Below are 18,734 nucleotides of genomic sequence, written 5' to 3' on the forward strand. Positions count from 1 at the left end.
CTTTTCGCTTATCTATCAAATAACATTTTTTTCTCTTGCTTCTCTTAGCCAGTCCGGGAATTCGTTCAGCAGGAGGTCATATAGTTCGTTATCAGAAATGGCCTCTACATCTTTAATGTGGAAAAAATTTGCGTTATCAATATAGCGGCCATCCATTTCATCCAGCTTTTCCAATACTTCAAAGTTTGAATCGCCTATCCCGACAAACTGCCAGAACAAGGGTTTATCGGATGATGAAACAACAGGTTTTTTGATGGTTCTTTTGCAGCCGCCATCATTAATGAAAACAATGAAGGCTGGATCTTTGCTCGGATCTTCAGAGGTATATTTCTGAATGACATCCTCCATTACCGGAGGCTCATCATTTCGTCCGAATTTGTGTATTAGATCATTATTTAAAATATACTGATCCACATATCCTTCAAAATCATGTTCAGTTACCGGCTTCAGCCTGGAAAATTCATTATCATAGACCCAGACATCCAATGCGCCATCATCATCAAATTGGCTGGCAACAGCTAAGATTCTCTCCACAACCCTCTGAACGGTTCCATTTTTATATAACTTGCGCATGGAGCCGGAAATGTCCAGCACCAAACCTACTCTGGCAGTGACATTTGTCAGATTCTTTTTTTCCAGTACAATGCCTGCTGATTTTTTTAATAAACTAATAGAGCTCATTTATGTGGAATCCCCCTTTAATCATATATTCTAATGTTTACCATATCGGGAGACTATCCGCATTAAAAAAGCTTTCTAATTTGAGAATTTCATAGCAAAGTCGATCAGGATTTTTTCATATAAATGGATGGAATGCGGCAGAACGTATTCCTTATCTCCGTGCCAGTTCATGCCGGTTGGGCCAAATTCGATGGCAGGGATCCCGTAATTGGCAAAGAACACAGTATCCGCAGAACCATGCTGTCCAAAGAAAACAGCTTTATCTTCTGTGTGCTTTTCGACAATGGGTTCGAGCATCAGGATGAAAGGATTATCTCTGGCTGTCACAAGCGGCTTTGAGAACATATTCATGATAATTTCCCCATCTGTGATATTTTCAATTTGTTTGATGATCTCTTCATGGTTTTGCTGCGGCAAATAGCGGATATCATACGACATTACACATTTTTCAGGCACCTTATTATATACATCCCCTCCGCTTATTTTTGCAAGATTAATCGAAGGATATGGGTAAAATTCCGATGATTCCTTTGCAAAAGGCAATTTTAATAGTTTTTGATGAACTTCAAAAGCCTTTTCGATAGCATTGACTCCCTCCCATGGACGGCTGCCGTGTGCAGGGTCTCCTTCTATCTCAATGTCCAGCCTGATAACGCCTTTTGCTTCGAGCGCAATTCCAAGCTGAGTGGGTTCAGAGCAAATGACAAAATCGCCGCGATATCCCTGTTCTGCTAAATACCCGGAACAATTAAAGCCTCCGATTTCTTCATCTGAAACAATTTGAATCTGTATTTTTACGCCTATGGGCATATTTTTGAGCTCTTTTACTGCGCACATCATGGCGGCAACACCGGCTTTCATATCCGCAGCTCCACGTCCATAAATCTTATCGCGGACTTCTACAGGAATGAACTGTTCATCCTTTCCTGAAACAACATCCACATGTCCGTTAAAAATAATGGTCTGATCCCCGCTTCCGATTTCACAGACAGCCATTTTATAGCCATTATTTTCGATGATTCTGGAAGGGAGGTCATGTCCCGACAGCCATAGATGGCAATATTCAATGGCCTGGTTTGCTCCCTCCTTTGAAGAGCTGTTAATGGAAATGAGATCTTTCAATAAGTTTTCAAGCATATGTCAAAGGTCCTCCTTTAATACAGCAATAAATTTACACAGTCCTCTCTTACTATTCCCGCTTTGGGAGGATGAAAACAGCCTGTTTTATGATGGCCCAATAATTGTGAAGAATTGGTGAAGTGTATTGCGAAAAGGGGAGGGATGGAGTATATTATAAGTGAGGAAAGTTAGTGAAATGTTTCACAAATCAATTCAAAAAACAACTTCACTAAAGCATTCCTTCCTCCTAAGAGCTGGCCGGCTTTTTAAATCCCCAAGAGGGAAAAAATTTTAAGATATTATGTGAAATTATTCACAATAATAACATGGAGATGATTATGATGATGAAATGGTGGAAAACTCCTCAGGCAGCAGCTGTTTGGACCGTATTAAGGGTTTGGCTGGGTATTCAGTGGCTTGAAGCAGGATGGCATAAGGTAGCAGACGGATTTGATGCAGGCGGATTTATGCAGGGGGCCATTGCCAAAGCAGCTGGCGATCATCCTGCAGTGCAGGGCTGGTATGCTGGATTCCTGGAAAATGTAGCACTGCCAAACGCGGACTTATTCAGCACTCTAGTGGCATGGGGTGAAGTTCTTGTCGGGGTTGGCCTTATACTTGGAGCTGCGACCATTCCGGCTTTAATTGCAGCAGCTTTCATGAATCTAAACTTCTTGTTAGCAGGAACAACAAGCACTAACCCAATACTGTATACAGCAGCAATCATCCTTCTATTTACAGGCGCTGGTGCTTACTACTGGGGAATTGACAGATTCGCTTATCCATATATCAAGACAATGATGAAAGGCGGTCACGGCATAGGCAAAAGAGAAGCACACACCCACTAAGCAGAAATAGGAAGAAGCAGGAACCTGATGTTCCTGCTTCTTTTTTACCTTTGAGCTAGCGTTTTTTCCTGCTTTTTGCCCGCTGATCGGCAGCCTTGGAACGTGCCATTGCCTCGAGATCATCATGATCGGCGAGTTCGCGGTTAAATTCTACGTCGATGCCGTCAGATTTCATGTTTTTCGGTACTTGTGGAAGTGATGCTTTGTTTTTATCACGAGTTTTATGTCCATGTGCACGGCCCATTGTAAATAACCCCTTTCAGCAATAAAGGTACGGAAACTTAGGTGTTTCCGTACCTTTATCATGTACCATCGATCAGGGCGGTATGAGTGGAAATTAATGTTTGGACAGTCTGCCTGCAAATCCGCCGGCCTTGTCAGCCCGTTTGAATTCTCTTGAATAAGTTACTTCCTGCATGCTTGATAACGTGCTTTTGGATTTGTCTTTTTTCTTTTTATCCACTTTGCATCATCCTTTCAGAATAAGGGTACACACTTACCTTATTTTTCCCTTATTTGACATAAATGATACAAATTTCATTGATAAATATTCCTTAGAGCTGAACGTAAATCCGGATATAAAAAGTCATAGCCTAATGCCTGCAGTTTTTCAGGAAGCACCTTTTGCCCTTCCAGTACCAATGTACTCATCTCCCCGAGAGCTATTTTTAAAGCAAAACCGGGAGCGGGCAGCCAGTGGGGGCGATTAAGGACTTCACCGAGTATTTTTCCAAATTCTTTCATTGTCAGGGGATTTGGTGATGTAAAGTTAACGGGCCCCTGCAGATGCTCGTATTCAATGCAATAAAGGATTCCGTTTACAACATCATCTAAATGAATCCAGGAAACCCATTGATCCCCAGTTCCAACAGACCCTCCGGCAAATAGCTTGTAGGGAAGTGCCATTCGCGGAAGAGCTCCATCGCTCTTTTCGAGAATGATTCCAAATCTGCAGAAAACGGTCCGGACTTCAAATTCTTCTGCTTTGGAGGCCTCTTCTTCCCAGCATCTTACTGTTTCAGCTAAAAAATCAGTGCCGCTTTTGCTGTTGGCTTCTGTAAAGGTTTCATTCCGGGATGTGCCATAGTAACCGACCGCACTGGCATTGATTAATGTATATGGCTTTTCTTCAAGGCGGCTAACAATGCGGAGAACTTCCCTTGTGGCAGTAATGCGGCTGTTTAATATACGCTTTTTGCGTTCATCTGTCCATCTTCCGCTGTTAATGGACTCACCAGCCAGGTTGATAAACACGTCAATGCTTTCCAGAGCATCCTCAGGTGAGTCATCATCGTTCAGCCATTGTACATATTGCAAATTTTTAGAAGCATGCTTATCAGCTGAATTCCTTGTAAGAATAAACAGTTCATGTTTTTTATCCAGTAATTTTTTAACCAAGGCGCTTCCAACAAAACCAGTTCCGCCGGCGATGGCAATTCTCATGGGAAATTCCCCTTTCAAGTGTCATATACTTTGGTACATTTTACGACGTTTTCTTTCAAAATCCTTTTTTGGATGTGTTACATTTAAGATAAGAGGTGGAGAAAATGCCGACTATTACGAAAATCACAGTTCAGAAAAAAAACACAGACCGCTACAATATATATATGGATTATGGGAAAGGTGAAGAATATGCATTTAGTGTGGATGAAGATGTTTTAATTAAGCATCAGCTAAAAAAGGGAATGGAGCTTGATGAATTCTCTTTAAATGAAATTGGCTATCAGGATGATATCCGGAAAGCCTATAACAGGGCTATTCATTATTTATCCAGAAGAATGCGCTCAGAAACCGAAGTCCGCAAACATTTAGCTGAAAAAGAAGTGGAAGAACCGGTTATTCAGGAAGTTATCCACAAATTGTATGATTACCATTTTTTAAATGATGAAGAATTTGCAGCAGCTTTTGTGCGTACACAAATGAACACATCAGATAAAGGTAAAGGCCTGATCCGCACAGAACTAAAGGAAAAAGGGATTTCCCCTCAATTAATCGAAATGGCATTGGAGGAATATCCAAGGGATGCTGAAGTAGCTGCCGCTATAAGGCTGTGTGAAAAATATTCAAAGAAATATGCTCGTGATTCATCCAAAATCCTTAAGCAAAAGCTGGAACAGATGTTAATGCGCAAAGGCTTTAATTTCGACATCATTCAAGAAGCTGTAACTGAAACGGAGATTGATAAAGAAGAGGATGAAGAACTGGCTGCCCTGAGGTTCCAGGCGGAAAAAGCGAAGAAGAAATATGCAAACCTTCCTGAGTTCGAATATATGCAAAAAATGAAGCAAGCCTTGTTCAGAAAAGGTTTTTCTTTTGAATTGATAGAGCAATTTTTAAGTGAAGAAGAATAACACATGGAAGCCCATGTGTTATTTTTTTGACTCGATGACAATTGAGTCTTCTTCTATATGATCCAGAATCATGGCTGCCACTGCTTTAGGAGAACGAAGCCTCGATTTGTCCTTGATATGGTCGTTTTCATCCCAGAAAGGGGTATCCATGCCGCCCATATAAACCGCTTTAACTTTAATATTTGTATTCTCCAGTTCCTTCTGAAGGCTCTCCGTAAACCCTCTTACAGCGAATTTGCTTGCCACATACACGGATTCATTTACTTTCCCTTTTAAGCCCGCAGTCGAGATGATATTCATCAGCAGGCCTTCGTTTTTTTCCTTTAAAAGGGGGAGAACGGCCTGTGTCATATAAATAGTGCCCAGCGTGTTAGTTTCGAACATTTCCTGAATGTCATGAGCTGAAAGGCTGTTAACAGGCCCGAAATGTCCAACCCCGGCATTGTTTATCAGGCCATAGAGTTCATGGTTTTGGAGTTGCGTCATCAATTTGCTGATGTCTTTGGTTTGTGTGATATCTACAGTATAGGATTGAGCGCTTCCGCCGGCTTCATGAATTTCCTGTTCCACGCTCTGCAGCTTTTCCAATGTCCTGCCAGTTAAAATAATATGAAATCCCTGTCCCGCAAACAATAAAGCAAGCTCTTTTCCCAAGCCTGACCCCGCGCCGGTAATGATGACTGACTTCATCTGAATCCTCCTTTGAAACGTCTTATAATCACCATCTTAGCAAAAAAGTCCAGCACATGCGAAATGCATTAAAACAAAAAACAGGAGCCTTTTCTAAACGGGCATTTTCTCATATACTTAGCTATGGAAGCCTTAACAGTAAATGTAACTATCTGAAGAAAGTAAGAGGATATTAATATGCAGGAAAAAAGATACAGTACAATGTCTACGTATGAGCTTCAGCAGGAAATTGCCAGTTTAAATGAAAAAGCAAGGAAAGCGGAACAGATGGGTATGGTAAATGAGTTTGCCGTGCTTGAACGCAAAGTCATAATGGCGAAATCCTACCTGCTCAATCCAGATGACTTTTTACCCGGTGAAATTTATGAAATTGACGGGGATCCGGGTGTTTACTTTAAGATTGACTATATGAATGGAGTATTTGCCTGGGGATTCAGGCTGAACGGAAGCAAAGGCGAAGAGGCTCTGCCCATTTCCATGCTGAAAAAATTAGAGAATAAAGGATGACCTGAGCGTGGAGTAAAAAACACTCAGAGGGGGAAAAGCCCCCCCTGATTGAAATTTCACTTTAAGAGTTTTTGCGAATCTGCCTTTTTAAAATAATGAGGTCTTGAGTTTGCTGGGTCTCGCCATTTACTTGTGAATGTGCACGTTTTGGCCTAAAGTGCGGTGAAGTAAATGGACTGGAATAAGGATTATCACCAAAAAAGTTTTTGCTGTTTCCCATAACCAAGCCTCCCTGTATTTTAAAATTCAGGTGTGTCACTTTCGCGGTCTGTTGAAGCTTTCATTCGTTCCTGAGGGTGTGTGTTAATCGTGCCATCAGCCCGGCGTGAAGCATACTCTGCTTTTGCCCGCGGCTCCCCCTCCAATTTTATATTGTTCTGATTTGGGAAATTTCTCGCTTTATTGCGCATAACAAGCCTCCTAAACCGGAATAAGAGCGTGACCGGCAAATAGCTAATCACGTAATACTATTATTTGTATTTTACGGAAGGCTATGAAGGATTAAGGGGATTAATAAATGGAAAAGAGGTGATTTTTATGAATGAGTACCAGCAAAAGCTTTATGAGCTTTTATTGGAAAAGAATAACCTGCTTTCGGCAAGTCAGGCCCAGACATGGATTGAGCTGCTTTGGGAGGATTTCGAAGCAACATATGCCAAGGCTGGCAGAGAATATAAGGGTGCTGAAATGACAGAAAGAATTGTAAGGCAATGGATAGAAAACTATGGCAGCAGGCTCCATGAATTTGTCGCCAATAATCCTAAATATAAGCATTTGCTTGAGCAGGATAAGAATACCCTAAATTAAAAACAGGCTGCCAATCGTAGCAGCCTGTTTTTATTATCCGGGAAGAATATCCAGTTTTTTTCGAAGCTTTTCCTCGCTGAAAATCCAGCCTGTATAGGATGATTGAATGTTAAACTCCCGATCGAGCTGGACCACTGCTACAAATGGATAATGTCCATTGCTCCGGTAGCGAAGGTCAATAAAGCGAACTTCATAATAATCATCATATTCATCCACTTCCCAGCGGTAAACCGGTGAGAAGGACAGGAATGCAGATAGATTTTTATCTTTCTTCGCGGCTTCTATTACAGGTGTCTCGGGAACGGGAACGCGATTAAATTGATCGAGAATCCTCACATGGTTTTTAACAGCACGCCCGACGAAAAATTGCTGCCTGCTCATAACCGCCACACGCCACTGGTTAAACCTCATGGTTGGGGCAATGATGATTTCAGTTGCATCCGGTATCATAACCTTTACGGCATTTAATACACTTCTCTGGGCTGCAAACCGCAGAAGATAATAAACGAAAATAATGCCATAAATGATTAGAAATGTATAACCGGGATGTGCCCCAAATGCCCATATGAATAATCCGGCGACATGAATCCCGAAAATGAATGGGTCAAATGTGTTTATAATTCCCAGTGCTACCCATTTGGATGAAAAGGGCCGGAGTGCCTGTGTTCCATATGCATTGAATATGTCTACAAAAACATGCAGGAATACAGCCAAAAAAGTCCATAGCCATAAGTGCAGCAGATCCGCTGACGGAAAAAACGGATAAACCACTGCAAGTATGACAAGCGGCCAAAGCAGGACGGCCGGTATGGAGTGGGTAATTCCCCTGTGATTGCGAATGTAAACGGCGTTATTTCTTAGTTTTAAGACAGTATCGATATCAGGTATTTGTGAACCGACGATGGCTCCAATCATGACACTTGTTGCTGTGGCAGAACTCTCCGCAACAACGGGGTCAAGAGTGGCAATGCCGCCAAGCGCCAGCCCCATTACTACATGTGTGCCGGTATCCAAGAGGAAAATACCTCCTTCCCTGGTAACAAATCTTATGTGGAGTCCTAATTTACTTAAAGTGTAACAGCAAAATTCTTGTATTAACAGCTGAATATGGGTACCTTTAAAGGTGTCGCAGAAGTTGATGTCCAATTATTAATAAGCAGCGACTGTACTAATATATTCCCATATTTTCCGATTGTTTAACATCAGGAGGATTAAAAAATTGAAAGAAGTTAGTCAAAATACAATCGAATCAACCGATATAAAAGGTTTTCAAGATGATTTGCTCAGCTGGTTCGAAGCCGAGCAAAGGGATTTGCCCTGGAGAAAAGATCAGGATCCGTACAAAGTATGGGTTTCTGAAATTATGCTTCAGCAGACGCGGGTGGACACTGTAATCCCCTATTTTTACCGTTTTATTGAACAGTTTCCGACCATCAAGGATCTTTCTGAAGCAGACGAAGAAAAGGTATTAAAAGCCTGGGAGGGTCTGGGGTATTATTCACGGGCAAGAAATCTTCAGGCTGCCGTCCGGGAGGTACATGAAAAATATGGAGGAAAAGTTCCGGATACGCCAAAAGAGATCTCCTCCCTAAAAGGAGTGGGACCCTATACTGCAGGGGCCATTCTCAGTATTGCGTATGGAATACCAGAACCGGCTGTGGATGGCAATGTAATGCGTGTCCTTTCGCGAATCCTCTCCATCTGGGAAGATATCGCCAAGCCTTCTTCCAGGAAAATTTTTGAGTCTTCCGTTCGAACATTAATTTCACATGAAAACCCGTCCCATTTCAACCAGGCGCTTATGGAGCTTGGCGCATTAATATGTACACCAACTTCTCCTTCCTGCTTATTATGCCCGTTGAGAGAACATTGTACTGCGTTTTATGAAGGGACTCAGCAGGAGCTGCCCGTAAAAACGAAAACCAAAAAGCAAAAAAATGTGCAATTAGCAGCAGCTGTCCTTATAGATGATCAGGACAGAGTGCTAATACACAAAAGACCCGGCAAAGGCCTGCTTGCTAATCTCTGGGAATTCCCCATGGCAGAGATCAATATTGCTTATGTAAGCGACAAAGAGCAGATGAAGGATGCGTTCAGCACACAATATGGTGCCCATGTGGATATACAGGAAATGACGGGTCAGATCGAACACGTTTTTTCCCATTTAACATGGAACATAAATGTTTATAAAGGAAAATTATTAGAACTTAAAGAGGAAAAAAATGATTTGAAATTAGTCACTCTTGAAGAAATGAAGGAATTTCCTTTTCCGGTTTCCCATCAGAAAATCTGGAAGCAATATTTGAAAAGCTAAGAATAGAAAAAGGGGGGCGTGCCCCCTTTTTCAATAAGGTTAATCGTAGCTTACCCTGGTCCCGTGTGTATAATCGGCTTCCTGCCTTTTCAGGCCGCCGCGGTTTTCTATTTCTTCAACAATCTCCCTATGAATCGTCTGGCCTTCAGCATTTAAATAAGGCATGATCTGCTGAAATGAATGATGGTAAAAAGCAAGCTCGCTGTCCTTCCAGTCCGATTTCGACATCATGGAAAGCTCTGTCATATCACGACCCACAAACATATGCCATCTTCCTTTCCTCAATTGGATTACAGATAGTGTTTTAATTCGAATTGCCATATATACATGGAAAAAGCTAAAATGAAATCGGTAAGGTGTTTTGTTTATAAATTCCCTTGATAAAAATCCTTAAACAACAGAAATACATAACAGAAAGGAAATTGAATCATGACACAAAAAGTAGCACTGGTAACAGGAAGCAGCAGAGGAATTGGAAAGGCGACAGCCATTAGGCTTGCCAAAGAAGGCTATGATATTGTCATCAATTACGCACGCAGCAAATCGGCTGCAAATGAAACAGCAGCCGAAATTGAGGCGCTCGGCAGAAAAGCCCTGGTTGTTAAAGCGAACGTGGGGGATGTAGAGAAAATCAAAGGACTGTTCGCGGAGATTGACCGTGAATTTGGAAGGCTCGATGTGTTTGTCAATAATGCAGCTTCCGGGGTTCTGCGTCCCGTAATGGAACTGGAAGAATCTCATTGGGACTGGACGATGAATATTAACAGCAAAGCCCTGCTTTTCTGCGGTCAGGAAGCTGCAAAGCTAATGGAGAAAAGCGGCGGCGGAAAAATTGTAAGCATCAGCTCGCTGGGATCGATCCGCTACCTGGAAAACTATACGACTGTTGGGGTTTCCAAGGCAGCATTGGAAGCATTGACACGTTACCTGGCTGTTGAGCTGGCCCCTAAAAATATCACCGTAAACGCTGTTTCAGGCGGTGCGGTGGATACAGAAGCTTTAAAACATTTCCCTAACCGTACAGAGCTTCTGGAAGAAGCAAAAACGAAAACACCTGCAGGACGAATGGTTGAAATTGAAGATATGGTGAATACGGTTATGTTTTTGTTAGGTGAGGAATCCAGCATGATACGCGGCCAGACGATTATTGTGGATGGCGGCATTTCTCTGCTGGTTTAATAAAATATGGATATTTTTGGTTTTTAAAAAAGTTGGATAGTTTCCTTCACTCCCGGTTAAATTAATGAGCGTGGAGGTGATTATAATGGCTAAACAACCAAACCAATCTCAAGCTGGAACTAACGTTCAAGAAGTGAGACAACAAAACGCACAATCTGCTGGCCAAGGCCAATACGGTACTGAATTTGCCAGCGAAACAAATGCTGCTGAAGTAAGACAGCAAAACCAGCAAGCTGAAGCTCGCAAAGGTCAAAATGCAGGCAAACAAAGCCGCTAATTACATCTAAAGAAAGAAGCCGCCTTTTAAATGGAAAGGGCGGCTTCTTTTTTGTTGCAAAGATAAGTAAGTTTTAATTTTTGAACGTCGATAACTGTCTAGCTCCACAAGGAACGCTTCGACAGCATCATCATCGCACGGCTAAAAGCGTTAGCTTTTAGGAGGAGCGCATACCCCCTCGAGGTCACAAGCTTGGCTTGTTTCGGCTCCCAGGGACGAAAGACTAGCCAATCCCTTCCAGAAGGAAAGAACACCTTCTTGCAGGGCTCGTCTTATGCTTGTCGTCCCTGAGCAGTCGCCTCCACATTTCGGGCAACCCTCCCAAAAAGGCAAAGAACGCCTTTCCGGGAGGCCGTCTTGTGCTTGAGGCCCACAGGATGTGGGTCATGCAGACGTTGCCACAGGACGTGGCGTTCTTAGTCTGCGTTCCTTCGTGGGCAAGGCGCTTGCGCTTTTCTTATGCTCTGTCCCTTCGACAAAACTTCCATAAAGTCAACATAACTAGTCAAAGGGTTAAAAAAAGGTACAGCGAAATTATAGAAATAGGAAAAATAATGGGGACGGTGGAACAAAAATGGAGAACTTTAACAGTTTGGTTTCAGAACAGATGAGAACGATGGAAAAGCTTCTTTATCTGCAGAGTGAACTGGAGCGCTGCCAGGAGATTGAAGAGGAATTAAAAGCCATTCAGCAGGAAACAGAGCTTGAAAGTGTACAGTATGAAATTGCCAGAATGAAAGAAGAGCTCAAACAAATTCATCGTATATTTGAGGAACAGACCGAAGAGGTCATCCGCTCCTACCAGAAAGTAAATGTAACCGTTTAAAGATAAACTCTCTATAATCTTTCGTTGTCTTCAATACCTATAAAATAAGCTATTATATCCTTTTTTTACAGCCATTGATACATTTCAATGGCTCTTTGTTTTAAAAATTTCCTTTTACCGTTATAATAGTAGAAAACAGGAATCGTACTTTGTTGCCTTTTTCTTTTGGATATTATTGAGTCATGCTGTGCAGTATGCGCTTAGCATGAAGGGGAGGAAGCCTATTAAAGGCGCCAAAAAAGTATTATCAGGTTGCAAAGCTTCCGGAAGGAAAGTAGGGGAAAAGAATGGCGGTACCCATCGAAGGCGAACCAATGCAAATACACAGCTATAAACATAATGGGCATATCCACCGCGTCTGGGAGGAAACAACCGTATTAAAAGGGACACAAAATCTGGTGATTGGCGGAAATGACCGGACAATCGTAACAGAATCTGACGGAAGAACATGGGTGACGAGAGAGCCAGCCATTTGTTATTTTCATTCTCAGCACTGGTTTAATGTGATTGGAATGATTCGGGAAGATGGTGTTTATTATTACTGTAATATTAGTTCACCATTTATTTTTGATGGTGAAGCGTTAAAGTATATTGATTATGATCTCGATATTAAAGTATATCCGGACATGACATTCAATTTGCTTGACGAAGACGAATATGAACGGCACCGTCAGGAAATGAATTATCCCGATGTGATTGACAGCATCCTTAAATCAAATGTGGACAACCTCATCCATTGGATTCGTCAGAGAAAAGGTCCTTTTGCACCCGACTTTATTGATATATGGTATGAACGTTATCTTACTTACAGACGCTAAAAAAGGGCTGAATGCCGAAAAAACGCCTGTTGGACCTTGAGTCAGCAGGTTTTTATTTTTGTCCAGCGCAAGCAGCCTGCCCCCTCGGGGTCACAGCTTGCCGGGGGTGGGCAAGGCGCTTGCGCTTTTCTTAAAAAGATAAGAAAGTATATAATTTTTGAACGTCGATAACTGTCTAGCTCCAGCGCCTACCCCCTCGAGGTCACAAGCCAATCCTCCCAAAAAGGCAAAGAACGCCTTTCAGGGAGGCTCGTCTTGTGCTTGACGGGGGTGGGCAAGGCGCTTGCGCTTTCCGCCATGAATCTGCATGATTGCCGGGTTTAGGGGTAAGTTTAAGAAAATAACAGGGAATGAGACAGAGAGGGGGAGCGATCCGGTTGGACAGTATAAAAAGATATTTGAAATTCGTTAAGCCGTATCGGCTTCAGATTATAGGAACCATTATCATAGGCATCATTAAATTTGCCATACCGCTTTTGATTCCGCTTCTGATTAAGTATGTAATAGATGATATTATTGGCAATGATGCTTTGAGTCAGAGCGATAAGAACAGCACACTGTTATTGGTTATGGCTGTGATGATTGCTTTATTTGTCATCGCCCGTCCGCCAATTGAGTATTACCGACAATACTTTGCCCAGTGGGTGGCAAGCAAAATTCTGTATGATATCAGGGATAAGCTTTTTACCCACATTCAAAAGTTAAGCTTCCGATTCTATGCAAATACCAGAACAGGGGAAGTGATTTCCAGGGTCATAAATGATGTTGAGCAAACCAAAACATTCGTCGTAACCGGTTTAATGAATTTATGGCTCGATGTGGCAACCATTTTAATTGCAGTTGTCATTATGCTGAATATGGACGTTACGCTGACGATTGTGTCCCTGCTGTTATTTCCATTTTATGCTTTCTCAGTCAAGTACTTTTTTGGGAATCTCAGAAAGCTGACAAGGGCCCGTTCACAGGCACTTGCAGAGGTGCAGGGCTATCTGCATGAACGTGTTCAGGGAATGGCAGTAGTTAAAAGCTTTGCCATTGAGGATTATGAGCAGACCCAATTTGATGCGCAAAATAAGAATTTCCTGACAAAAGCGATCGACCATACGAAGTGGAATGCAAAGGCATTTGCAGTAGTGAACACCATTACAGACATATCACCGCTTTTAGTCATTGGATATTCAGGATATCAGGTTATCCAGGGAGATATTTCCCTCGGTGTCATGATGGCATTTGTCGCTTATATAGATAGATTGTACGGACCGCTTAGAAGACTTGTTAACTCTTCAACCACCTTAACCCAATCAATCGCATCTATGGATCGGGTATTTGAGTTAATTGATGAGAAATACGATATTGACGATTCACCTGATGCCATTCAATGCCGTGATGTTAAAGGGCATATCCAATTTGAAGGAGTGAGCTTTTCCTACAATGAGACTGAGCCTCCGGTATTAAAGGAAATAAATCTCGATGTATCAGCAGGGGAAACAATTGCACTTGTAGGGATGAGCGGAGGAGGAAAGTCCTCTCTGGTAGGGCTGATTCCGCGTTTTTACGATGTGAATGAAGGCCGAATTCTTCTTGACGGCACTGATATCCGTTCGTTTAAAGTAAGGAGCCTTCGCGATAAAATCGGGATGGTGCTTCAGGATAATATCCTGTTCAGTGAATCGGTCAAAACTAACATTCTGCTCGGCAAACCCGATGCCACTGAAGAGGAAGTAATCGATGCTGCCAAGGCTGCAAATGCCCACGAATTTATTATGAATTTGCCTGAAGGCTATGATACCAAGGTTGGCGAGCGCGGTGTGAAACTGTCGGGAGGGCAGAAGCAGCGAATTGCCATTGCGAGAATCTTTTTGAAAAATCCGCCGATCCTTGTGCTGGATGAAGCCACTTCAGCCCTTGATCTGGAGAGTGAACATCTGATACAGGAAGCATTGGAAGAATTGGCTAAAGACCGCACGACTTTTATCGTGGCCCATCGACTTTCCACCATCACACATGCAGATAGAATTATTCTGATAGAGCATGGTGAAATTTCTGAAGCGGGAAGCCATGACGAATTAATGAAAAAACAAGGCAATTATTATAAGCTTTTTCAAGTTCAGCAGCTTGAAAATTAGGTTTAAAAGCCGGCTCTATTACAGGGCCGGCTTTATTTGTGTGCTTTTTTATAGCAATGCGTTAAATTACTATAGTGTTAAAACAGCTTCCGGCAATTAACGGTCATTAATCTCCATCTTTTTCATAATTATTAGTAGGATATTACTTATAAATCCATGTTTAAAAATATATAATGTTTACTATATTTAAATAATTTAGAAAAATGAGTAGACTTAACCAATCTTTTTTTATAGAATGAAAAAAAGATAGTGACCTAAGGTCCAAAATTGTTAAAAATGTCCCATTTCATAGAAAAGGACGATCAGGAAAGGAGTATCCGTGTGAATCAAGCTCCAGTTTTAGATGTAAAACAGCTAAGGACATCCTTTTTCTCTTCAGATGGAGAAGTTCCGGCTGTGGATGATATCAGTTTCTCCGTCAACAAGGGTGAAATTCTGGGGATAGTAGGAGAATCAGGCTGCGGGAAGAGTGTTACATCTCTATCCATTATGAAGCTGATTCCACAGCCCCCGGGAAAAATTGTTGGCGGTGAAATTCTTTTAGATGGAGAAGATCTCGTTAAAGCATCAGAAAAAAGAATGCGTGAAATAAGGGGAAATGAAGTGGCTATGATTTTTCAGGAGCCGATGACTTCATTGAATCCGTTATTTACAATAGGAGATCAGCTGACAGAAGGAATTAGATTACATAAAAAATTAAATAAGAAGGCTGCAATCCAGCAGGCTGTTGAAATGCTTAAGCTTGTTGGTCTGCCAAGGGCAGAGCAGATAGTAAAGGAATATCCCCACCAGCTGTCAGGGGGAATGAGGCAGAGGGTAATGATTGCCATGGCATTGTCCTGCCATCCTCGGCTTCTGATTGCTGATGAGCCGACAACTGCTTTGGACGTGACCATCCAGGCACAGATATTATCCCTTATGAAGGATCTTAATGAAAAGCTGGACACAGCCATAGTCATGATTACGCATGATCTCGGGGTAGTAGCGGAAGTATGTGAGAGGGTAATTGTCATGTATGCCGGGAAAATAGTGGAGGAAGCTCCTGTAGAAGAGATATTTAAAAATCCAAAGCATCCTTATACCCAGGGACTTCTGCAATCAGTGCCTGATGTAAGAGAGAAAAAGGAGCGATTATATTCCATTCCGGGAAATGTGCCTAAACCAGGCTCCATTAAGACTGGATGCCGTTTTGCAGCGCGCTGTGAATTTGTCCATGACCGGTGCATGACGGAAAGTCCTCCGCTTTATAATGCCAATAATGCAGAACAGCATACAGTGCGCTGTTTCCTGCATGAGTCTGGGGGTGTGATTGATGACCGAAGTGCTGTTGGAAGTTAATCAGTTAAAGAAATATTTCCCCGTAACAGGCGGCCTGTTTGGAAGAAAACAGGGTGACGTGAAAGCGGTTGATGATATCACCTTTTTCGTTAACAAAGGGGAAACGCTTGGCCTTGTTGGTGAATCTGGCTGCGGCAAATCAACCACAGGGAGAATGCTGATGCGCCTGATTGAACCGACAGAGGGGAAAGTGGTTTTTGAAGGCAAGGATCTGACTTCCCTAAACTCAGCGGAAATGCGCAAGATGAGAAAGGAAATGCAGATGGTATTCCAGGATCCGTTTGCGTCGTTAAATCCCCGCCATACTGTTGAGCAGATTTTAGAGGAGCCTCTCATTGTCCACGGCATCGGGAACAAAGAAGAACGTAAACAGCGGGTAAAAGAGATGCTTGAGGTTGTCGGCCTCAGCAGCTACCATGCCAAACGCTATCCGCACCAATTCAGCGGAGGCCAAAGGCAGAGGATTGGAATCGCAAGAGCATTGATGACCAAGCCTAAGCTGATCATTGCAGATGAGCCTGTTTCAGCACTTGATGTATCCATTCAATCACAGGTGCTCAACCTGCTGGAGGATCTTCAAAAAGAATTTCAGCTGACGTATATATTCATTGCCCATGATCTCGGGGTAGTTAAACATATCAGTGATAGAGTTGGTGTTATGTATCTTGGAAGGTTAGTAGAGATCACAACCTCTGACCAGCTCTACGATAAGCCGCTGCATCCTTATACAAAGGCATTGCTTGGTGCAGTTCCCATCCCTGACCCGACATTAAAGAAAGACAGGGAGCTATTAACCGGGGACATTCCAAGCCCGCAGAATCCGCCAGCTGGATGTGCTTTCCATACTAGATGTAAAGAATGCATGGAAATCTGCAAATCAGATAGGCCGCAGCTGAAGGAAATTGAACCGGGTCACTTTGCAGCCTGCCATCTTTATAGCTGAGCTATATAGGGCAGAACTGCATGGATGATAAATATGTTAAATAGCCGATACCGGCCAAAAGGAAAAAGGGGGAAAACAATGAAGAAGCGCAATGGCATTTGGTTCCTGGTTGCAGCTTTGTTACTGTCACTGGCTCTTGCCGGCTGCAGCAGCAACTCAAGCAGCGGAACGAAAGACGAAAAGGATAAAGAGAAAGGTACAGATACAGAGGAAACGTCATCAGGCGGTACATTAGTATTTGGCCGCGGCGGTGATTCTACTTCACTTGATCCCGCTATTACAACAGAAGGCGAATCTTTTAAAGTTACAAAAAACATCTATGAAACTCTGATCGAATTTGGTGAGCAGGATACAGAAATTCAGCCTGGCCTTGCTACTGAATGGGAAATGAGCGAAGACGGGCTAAAGCATACATTAAAGCTTCGTGAAGGCATAAAGTTCCACGATGGAACTGACTTTAATGCCGAAGCGGTTGTCTTCAACTTTGAAAGATGGAAAGCCGGAAGCGCTGAGCAGTTCTATTACTATAACTCTCAGTTTGGGGATAAAATCTCTGAAGTGAAAGCTGTAGATGATTACACAGTTGAGTTTACTTTAAACAAGCCAATTGCACCATTCTTAAAGAACCTTGCGATGTCTCCATTTGGAATTGCAAGCCCGGCTGCGATTGAAAAGCATGGTGAAAAATTCCTTCACAACCCGGTGGGTACAGGTCCATTTGTATTTAAAGAATACAAAGCAAACGACCGCATCACTCTTGTGAAAAATGAAGAATACTGGCAGGAAGGCCTTCCAAAGCTGGATGAGGTTATCTTCCGTGTCATCCCTGAAAACTCTGCTCGTCTGAACGCCCTGGCTACAGGCGAAGTCGACTTAATCGATGGTGTTAACTTCAGTGATGTTGGCCAAATCGAAGGAAATCCGGATCTTCAAACTTTTGAACGTCCATCATTAAACGTAGCTTACCTTGGATTGACAAGCACACGTGGACCATTAAAAGATAAAAAAGTCCGTCAGGCATTGAACTATGCAGTTGATAAGCAAGCTCTTATTGATGCATTCTATGCTGGTGCAGCTGAGCCTGCGAAAAACCCAATGCCTTCAGTTGTAGCGGGTTACAATGATGACGTTAAGGATTATGAGTATGACCCTGAGAAGGCTAAGGAACTTTTAAAAGAAGCAGGATATGAAGATGGTTTTGAAATGGAGCTATGGGCAATGCCGGTTCCTAGACCATATATGCCGGATGGACAAAAAGTGGCTGAAGCACTTCAAGCCAACTTTGATGCAATCGGCGTAAAAGCAAAGATTGTAACTTATGAGTGGGGTACTTACCTGGATAAAGCTAAGAATGGTGAAGCTGATACATTCCTATTAGGATGGACTGGCGATAATGGGGATGCTGATAACTTCCTGTATGTTCTTCTTGATCAGGACAGCATCGGTTCCAACAACTACTCTTACTACGAAAACCCTGAAGTGCATGAACTGCTTGTAAAAGCTCAGGCTAGTGCAGACCAGGCAGAGCGTGAAAAACTTTACAAAGAGGCTCAGCTTCTGATCAAAGAAGATGCTCCGTGGATTCCGCTTGTTCACTCAAGACCAATCCTTGCGGGTAAAGCTGATATCACTGGCTTCAAGCCGCATCCAACAGGTTCTGATTTACTGGCAACTGTAGAATTTAAATAAGCTGCTTAACAAGTGACATAAGTATACTTCTTATATTTCAAGGAAAAGGGAGTACAGTTCTGTAGCTCCCTTTTCTATATAGAAATATTATAAATTAGGAAACTTTGAATTTCGATAACTGTCTAGCTCCAGCGCCTACCCCCTCGAGGTCACAAGCCAATCCCCCCAAAAAGGCAAAGAACGCCTTTCTGAGAGGCTCGTCTTGTGCTTGTCGGGGGTGA

General features: G+C 42.6%; 23 protein-coding genes. 13 read left to right on the top strand and 10 right to left on the bottom strand.

The window, feature by feature from the left end; genetic code table 11:
• Positions 1 to 15: 15 nt before the first annotated feature.
• Both CE058_RS03300 and CE058_RS03305 read right to left on the bottom strand, forming a co-directional pair.
• Positions 16 to 681: a vWA domain-containing protein gene (locus CE058_RS03300; protein WP_163140274.1), complete on the bottom strand. Its 666-nt coding sequence runs from the start codon at positions 679 to 681 to the stop codon at positions 16 to 18.
• A 75-nt stretch (positions 682 to 756) separates the two neighbouring features.
• A complete protein-coding gene (locus tag CE058_RS03305; RefSeq protein WP_163140276.1) occupies positions 757 to 1,818 on the bottom strand; it encodes a M20 family metallopeptidase in 1,062 nt (353 codons plus the stop codon).
• Between the two features lie 326 nt (positions 1,819 to 2,144).
• On the opposite strand from CE058_RS03305, the gene CE058_RS03310 reads away from it, so the two are divergent.
• A complete protein-coding gene (locus CE058_RS03310) occupies positions 2,145 to 2,648 on the top strand; it encodes a DoxX family protein (RefSeq protein WP_048011779.1) in 504 nt (167 codons plus the stop codon).
• Between the two features lie 55 nt (positions 2,649 to 2,703).
• Here the strand turns inward: CE058_RS03310 and CE058_RS03315 are convergent, their stop codons facing one another.
• The 3 genes from CE058_RS03315 to CE058_RS03325 form a co-directional block, all read right to left on the bottom strand.
• Positions 2,704 to 2,892: a YfhD family protein gene (locus CE058_RS03315; protein WP_048011767.1), complete on the bottom strand. Its 189-nt coding sequence runs from the start codon at positions 2,890 to 2,892 to the stop codon at positions 2,704 to 2,706.
• A 93-nt stretch (positions 2,893 to 2,985) separates the two neighbouring features.
• Positions 2,986 to 3,111 (bottom strand): YfhE family protein, encoded by a 126-nt coding sequence (locus CE058_RS03320; protein ID WP_082139046.1) that lies wholly within the window; start codon positions 3,109 to 3,111, stop codon positions 2,986 to 2,988.
• 74 nt (positions 3,112 to 3,185) lie between these two features.
• Entirely contained in the window at positions 3,186 to 4,091 is a 906-nt protein-coding gene (locus tag CE058_RS03325) for a TIGR01777 family oxidoreductase (RefSeq protein WP_048011768.1), read from the bottom strand.
• Positions 4,092 to 4,195: 104 nt separating this feature from the next.
• On the opposite strand from CE058_RS03325, the gene recX reads away from it, so the two are divergent.
• Positions 4,196 to 4,999, top strand: a complete 804-nt coding sequence (gene recX / locus CE058_RS03330; RefSeq protein ID WP_048011769.1) for a recombination regulator RecX — start codon at positions 4,196 to 4,198, stop codon at positions 4,997 to 4,999.
• 18 nt (positions 5,000 to 5,017) lie between these two features.
• Here recX and CE058_RS03335 read toward each other — a convergent pair whose 3' ends face one another.
• Positions 5,018 to 5,689 (bottom strand): SDR family NAD(P)-dependent oxidoreductase, encoded by a 672-nt coding sequence (locus tag CE058_RS03335; protein ID WP_048011770.1) that lies wholly within the window; start codon positions 5,687 to 5,689, stop codon positions 5,018 to 5,020.
• Between the two features lie 177 nt (positions 5,690 to 5,866).
• Between CE058_RS03335 and CE058_RS03340 the strand changes: the two genes are divergently transcribed.
• A complete protein-coding gene (locus tag CE058_RS03340) occupies positions 5,867 to 6,196 on the top strand; it encodes a YfhH family protein (protein WP_048011771.1) in 330 nt (109 codons plus the stop codon).
• A gap of 61 nt (positions 6,197 to 6,257) precedes the next feature.
• On the opposite strand, the gene CE058_RS03345 is transcribed toward CE058_RS03340, so the two are convergent.
• On the bottom strand, positions 6,258 to 6,416 hold the full coding sequence (locus CE058_RS03345) for a YpzG family protein (protein WP_009335831.1): 159 nt from the start codon (positions 6,414 to 6,416) through the stop codon (positions 6,258 to 6,260).
• A 19-nt stretch (positions 6,417 to 6,435) separates the two neighbouring features.
• Positions 6,436 to 6,606 (bottom strand): small, acid-soluble spore protein K, encoded by a 171-nt coding sequence (locus tag CE058_RS03350; RefSeq protein ID WP_048011772.1) that lies wholly within the window; start codon positions 6,604 to 6,606, stop codon positions 6,436 to 6,438.
• A 127-nt stretch (positions 6,607 to 6,733) separates the two neighbouring features.
• Here CE058_RS03350 and CE058_RS03355 point away from each other — a divergent pair, with 127 nt between their 5' ends.
• Positions 6,734 to 7,003 (top strand): YfhJ family protein, encoded by a 270-nt coding sequence (locus CE058_RS03355; RefSeq protein ID WP_048011773.1) that lies wholly within the window; start codon positions 6,734 to 6,736, stop codon positions 7,001 to 7,003.
• Between the two features lie 33 nt (positions 7,004 to 7,036).
• On the opposite strand, the gene CE058_RS03360 is transcribed toward CE058_RS03355, so the two are convergent.
• Positions 7,037 to 8,017, bottom strand: a complete 981-nt coding sequence (locus CE058_RS03360; RefSeq protein ID WP_048011774.1) for a metal-dependent hydrolase — start codon at positions 8,015 to 8,017, stop codon at positions 7,037 to 7,039.
• 205 nt (positions 8,018 to 8,222) lie between these two features.
• On the opposite strand from CE058_RS03360, the gene mutY reads away from it, so the two are divergent.
• Entirely contained in the window at positions 8,223 to 9,317 is a 1,095-nt protein-coding gene (mutY, locus tag CE058_RS03365) for an A/G-specific adenine glycosylase (protein ID WP_048011775.1), read from the top strand.
• Between the two features lie 39 nt (positions 9,318 to 9,356).
• Here the strand turns inward: mutY and CE058_RS03370 are convergent, their stop codons facing one another.
• On the bottom strand, positions 9,357 to 9,581 hold the full coding sequence (locus tag CE058_RS03370; protein WP_048011776.1) for a hypothetical protein: 225 nt from the start codon (positions 9,579 to 9,581) through the stop codon (positions 9,357 to 9,359).
• Positions 9,582 to 9,746: 165 nt separating this feature from the next.
• Here CE058_RS03370 and fabL point away from each other — a divergent pair, with 165 nt between their 5' ends.
• The 8 genes from fabL (at position 9,747) to CE058_RS03410 (ending at position 18,513) form a co-directional block, all read left to right on the top strand.
• Complete coding sequence (fabL, locus tag CE058_RS03375) at positions 9,747 to 10,496, top strand: enoyl-[acyl-carrier-protein] reductase FabL (RefSeq protein ID WP_048011777.1); 750 nt, start codon at positions 9,747 to 9,749, stop codon at positions 10,494 to 10,496.
• Between the two features lie 85 nt (positions 10,497 to 10,581).
• Positions 10,582 to 10,773, top strand: coding sequence for a gamma-type small acid-soluble spore protein (locus CE058_RS03380; RefSeq protein ID WP_048011778.1), 192 nt, complete (start codon positions 10,582 to 10,584; stop codon positions 10,771 to 10,773).
• Positions 10,774 to 11,347: 574 nt separating this feature from the next.
• On the top strand, positions 11,348 to 11,599 hold the full coding sequence (locus CE058_RS03385) for a YgaB family protein (protein ID WP_048010446.1): 252 nt from the start codon (positions 11,348 to 11,350) through the stop codon (positions 11,597 to 11,599).
• A 287-nt stretch (positions 11,600 to 11,886) separates the two neighbouring features.
• On the top strand, positions 11,887 to 12,417 hold the full coding sequence (ntdP, locus tag CE058_RS03390) for a nucleoside tri-diphosphate phosphatase (protein WP_009335840.1): 531 nt from the start codon (positions 11,887 to 11,889) through the stop codon (positions 12,415 to 12,417).
• A 377-nt stretch (positions 12,418 to 12,794) separates the two neighbouring features.
• Positions 12,795 to 14,543, top strand: a complete 1,749-nt coding sequence (locus CE058_RS03395; protein ID WP_163140278.1) for an ABC transporter ATP-binding protein — start codon at positions 12,795 to 12,797, stop codon at positions 14,541 to 14,543.
• Between the two features lie 321 nt (positions 14,544 to 14,864).
• Positions 14,865 to 15,881 (top strand): ABC transporter ATP-binding protein, encoded by a 1,017-nt coding sequence (locus CE058_RS03400; protein ID WP_048010448.1) that lies wholly within the window; start codon positions 14,865 to 14,867, stop codon positions 15,879 to 15,881.
• Complete coding sequence (locus CE058_RS03405) at positions 15,856 to 16,824, top strand: ABC transporter ATP-binding protein (RefSeq protein ID WP_048010449.1); 969 nt, start codon at positions 15,856 to 15,858, stop codon at positions 16,822 to 16,824. The genes CE058_RS03400 and CE058_RS03405 overlap by 26 nt, the downstream gene beginning before the upstream one ends.
• A gap of 78 nt (positions 16,825 to 16,902) precedes the next feature.
• Complete coding sequence (locus CE058_RS03410; RefSeq protein WP_048010450.1) at positions 16,903 to 18,513, top strand: ABC transporter substrate-binding protein; 1,611 nt, start codon at positions 16,903 to 16,905, stop codon at positions 18,511 to 18,513.
• Positions 18,514 to 18,734: the final 221 nt, after the last annotated feature.

This window comes from Bacillus sp. 22-7 (assembly GCF_010628845.1).
GTDB lineage: Bacteria > Bacillota > Bacilli > Bacillales > Cytobacillaceae > Cytobacillus > Cytobacillus firmus_B.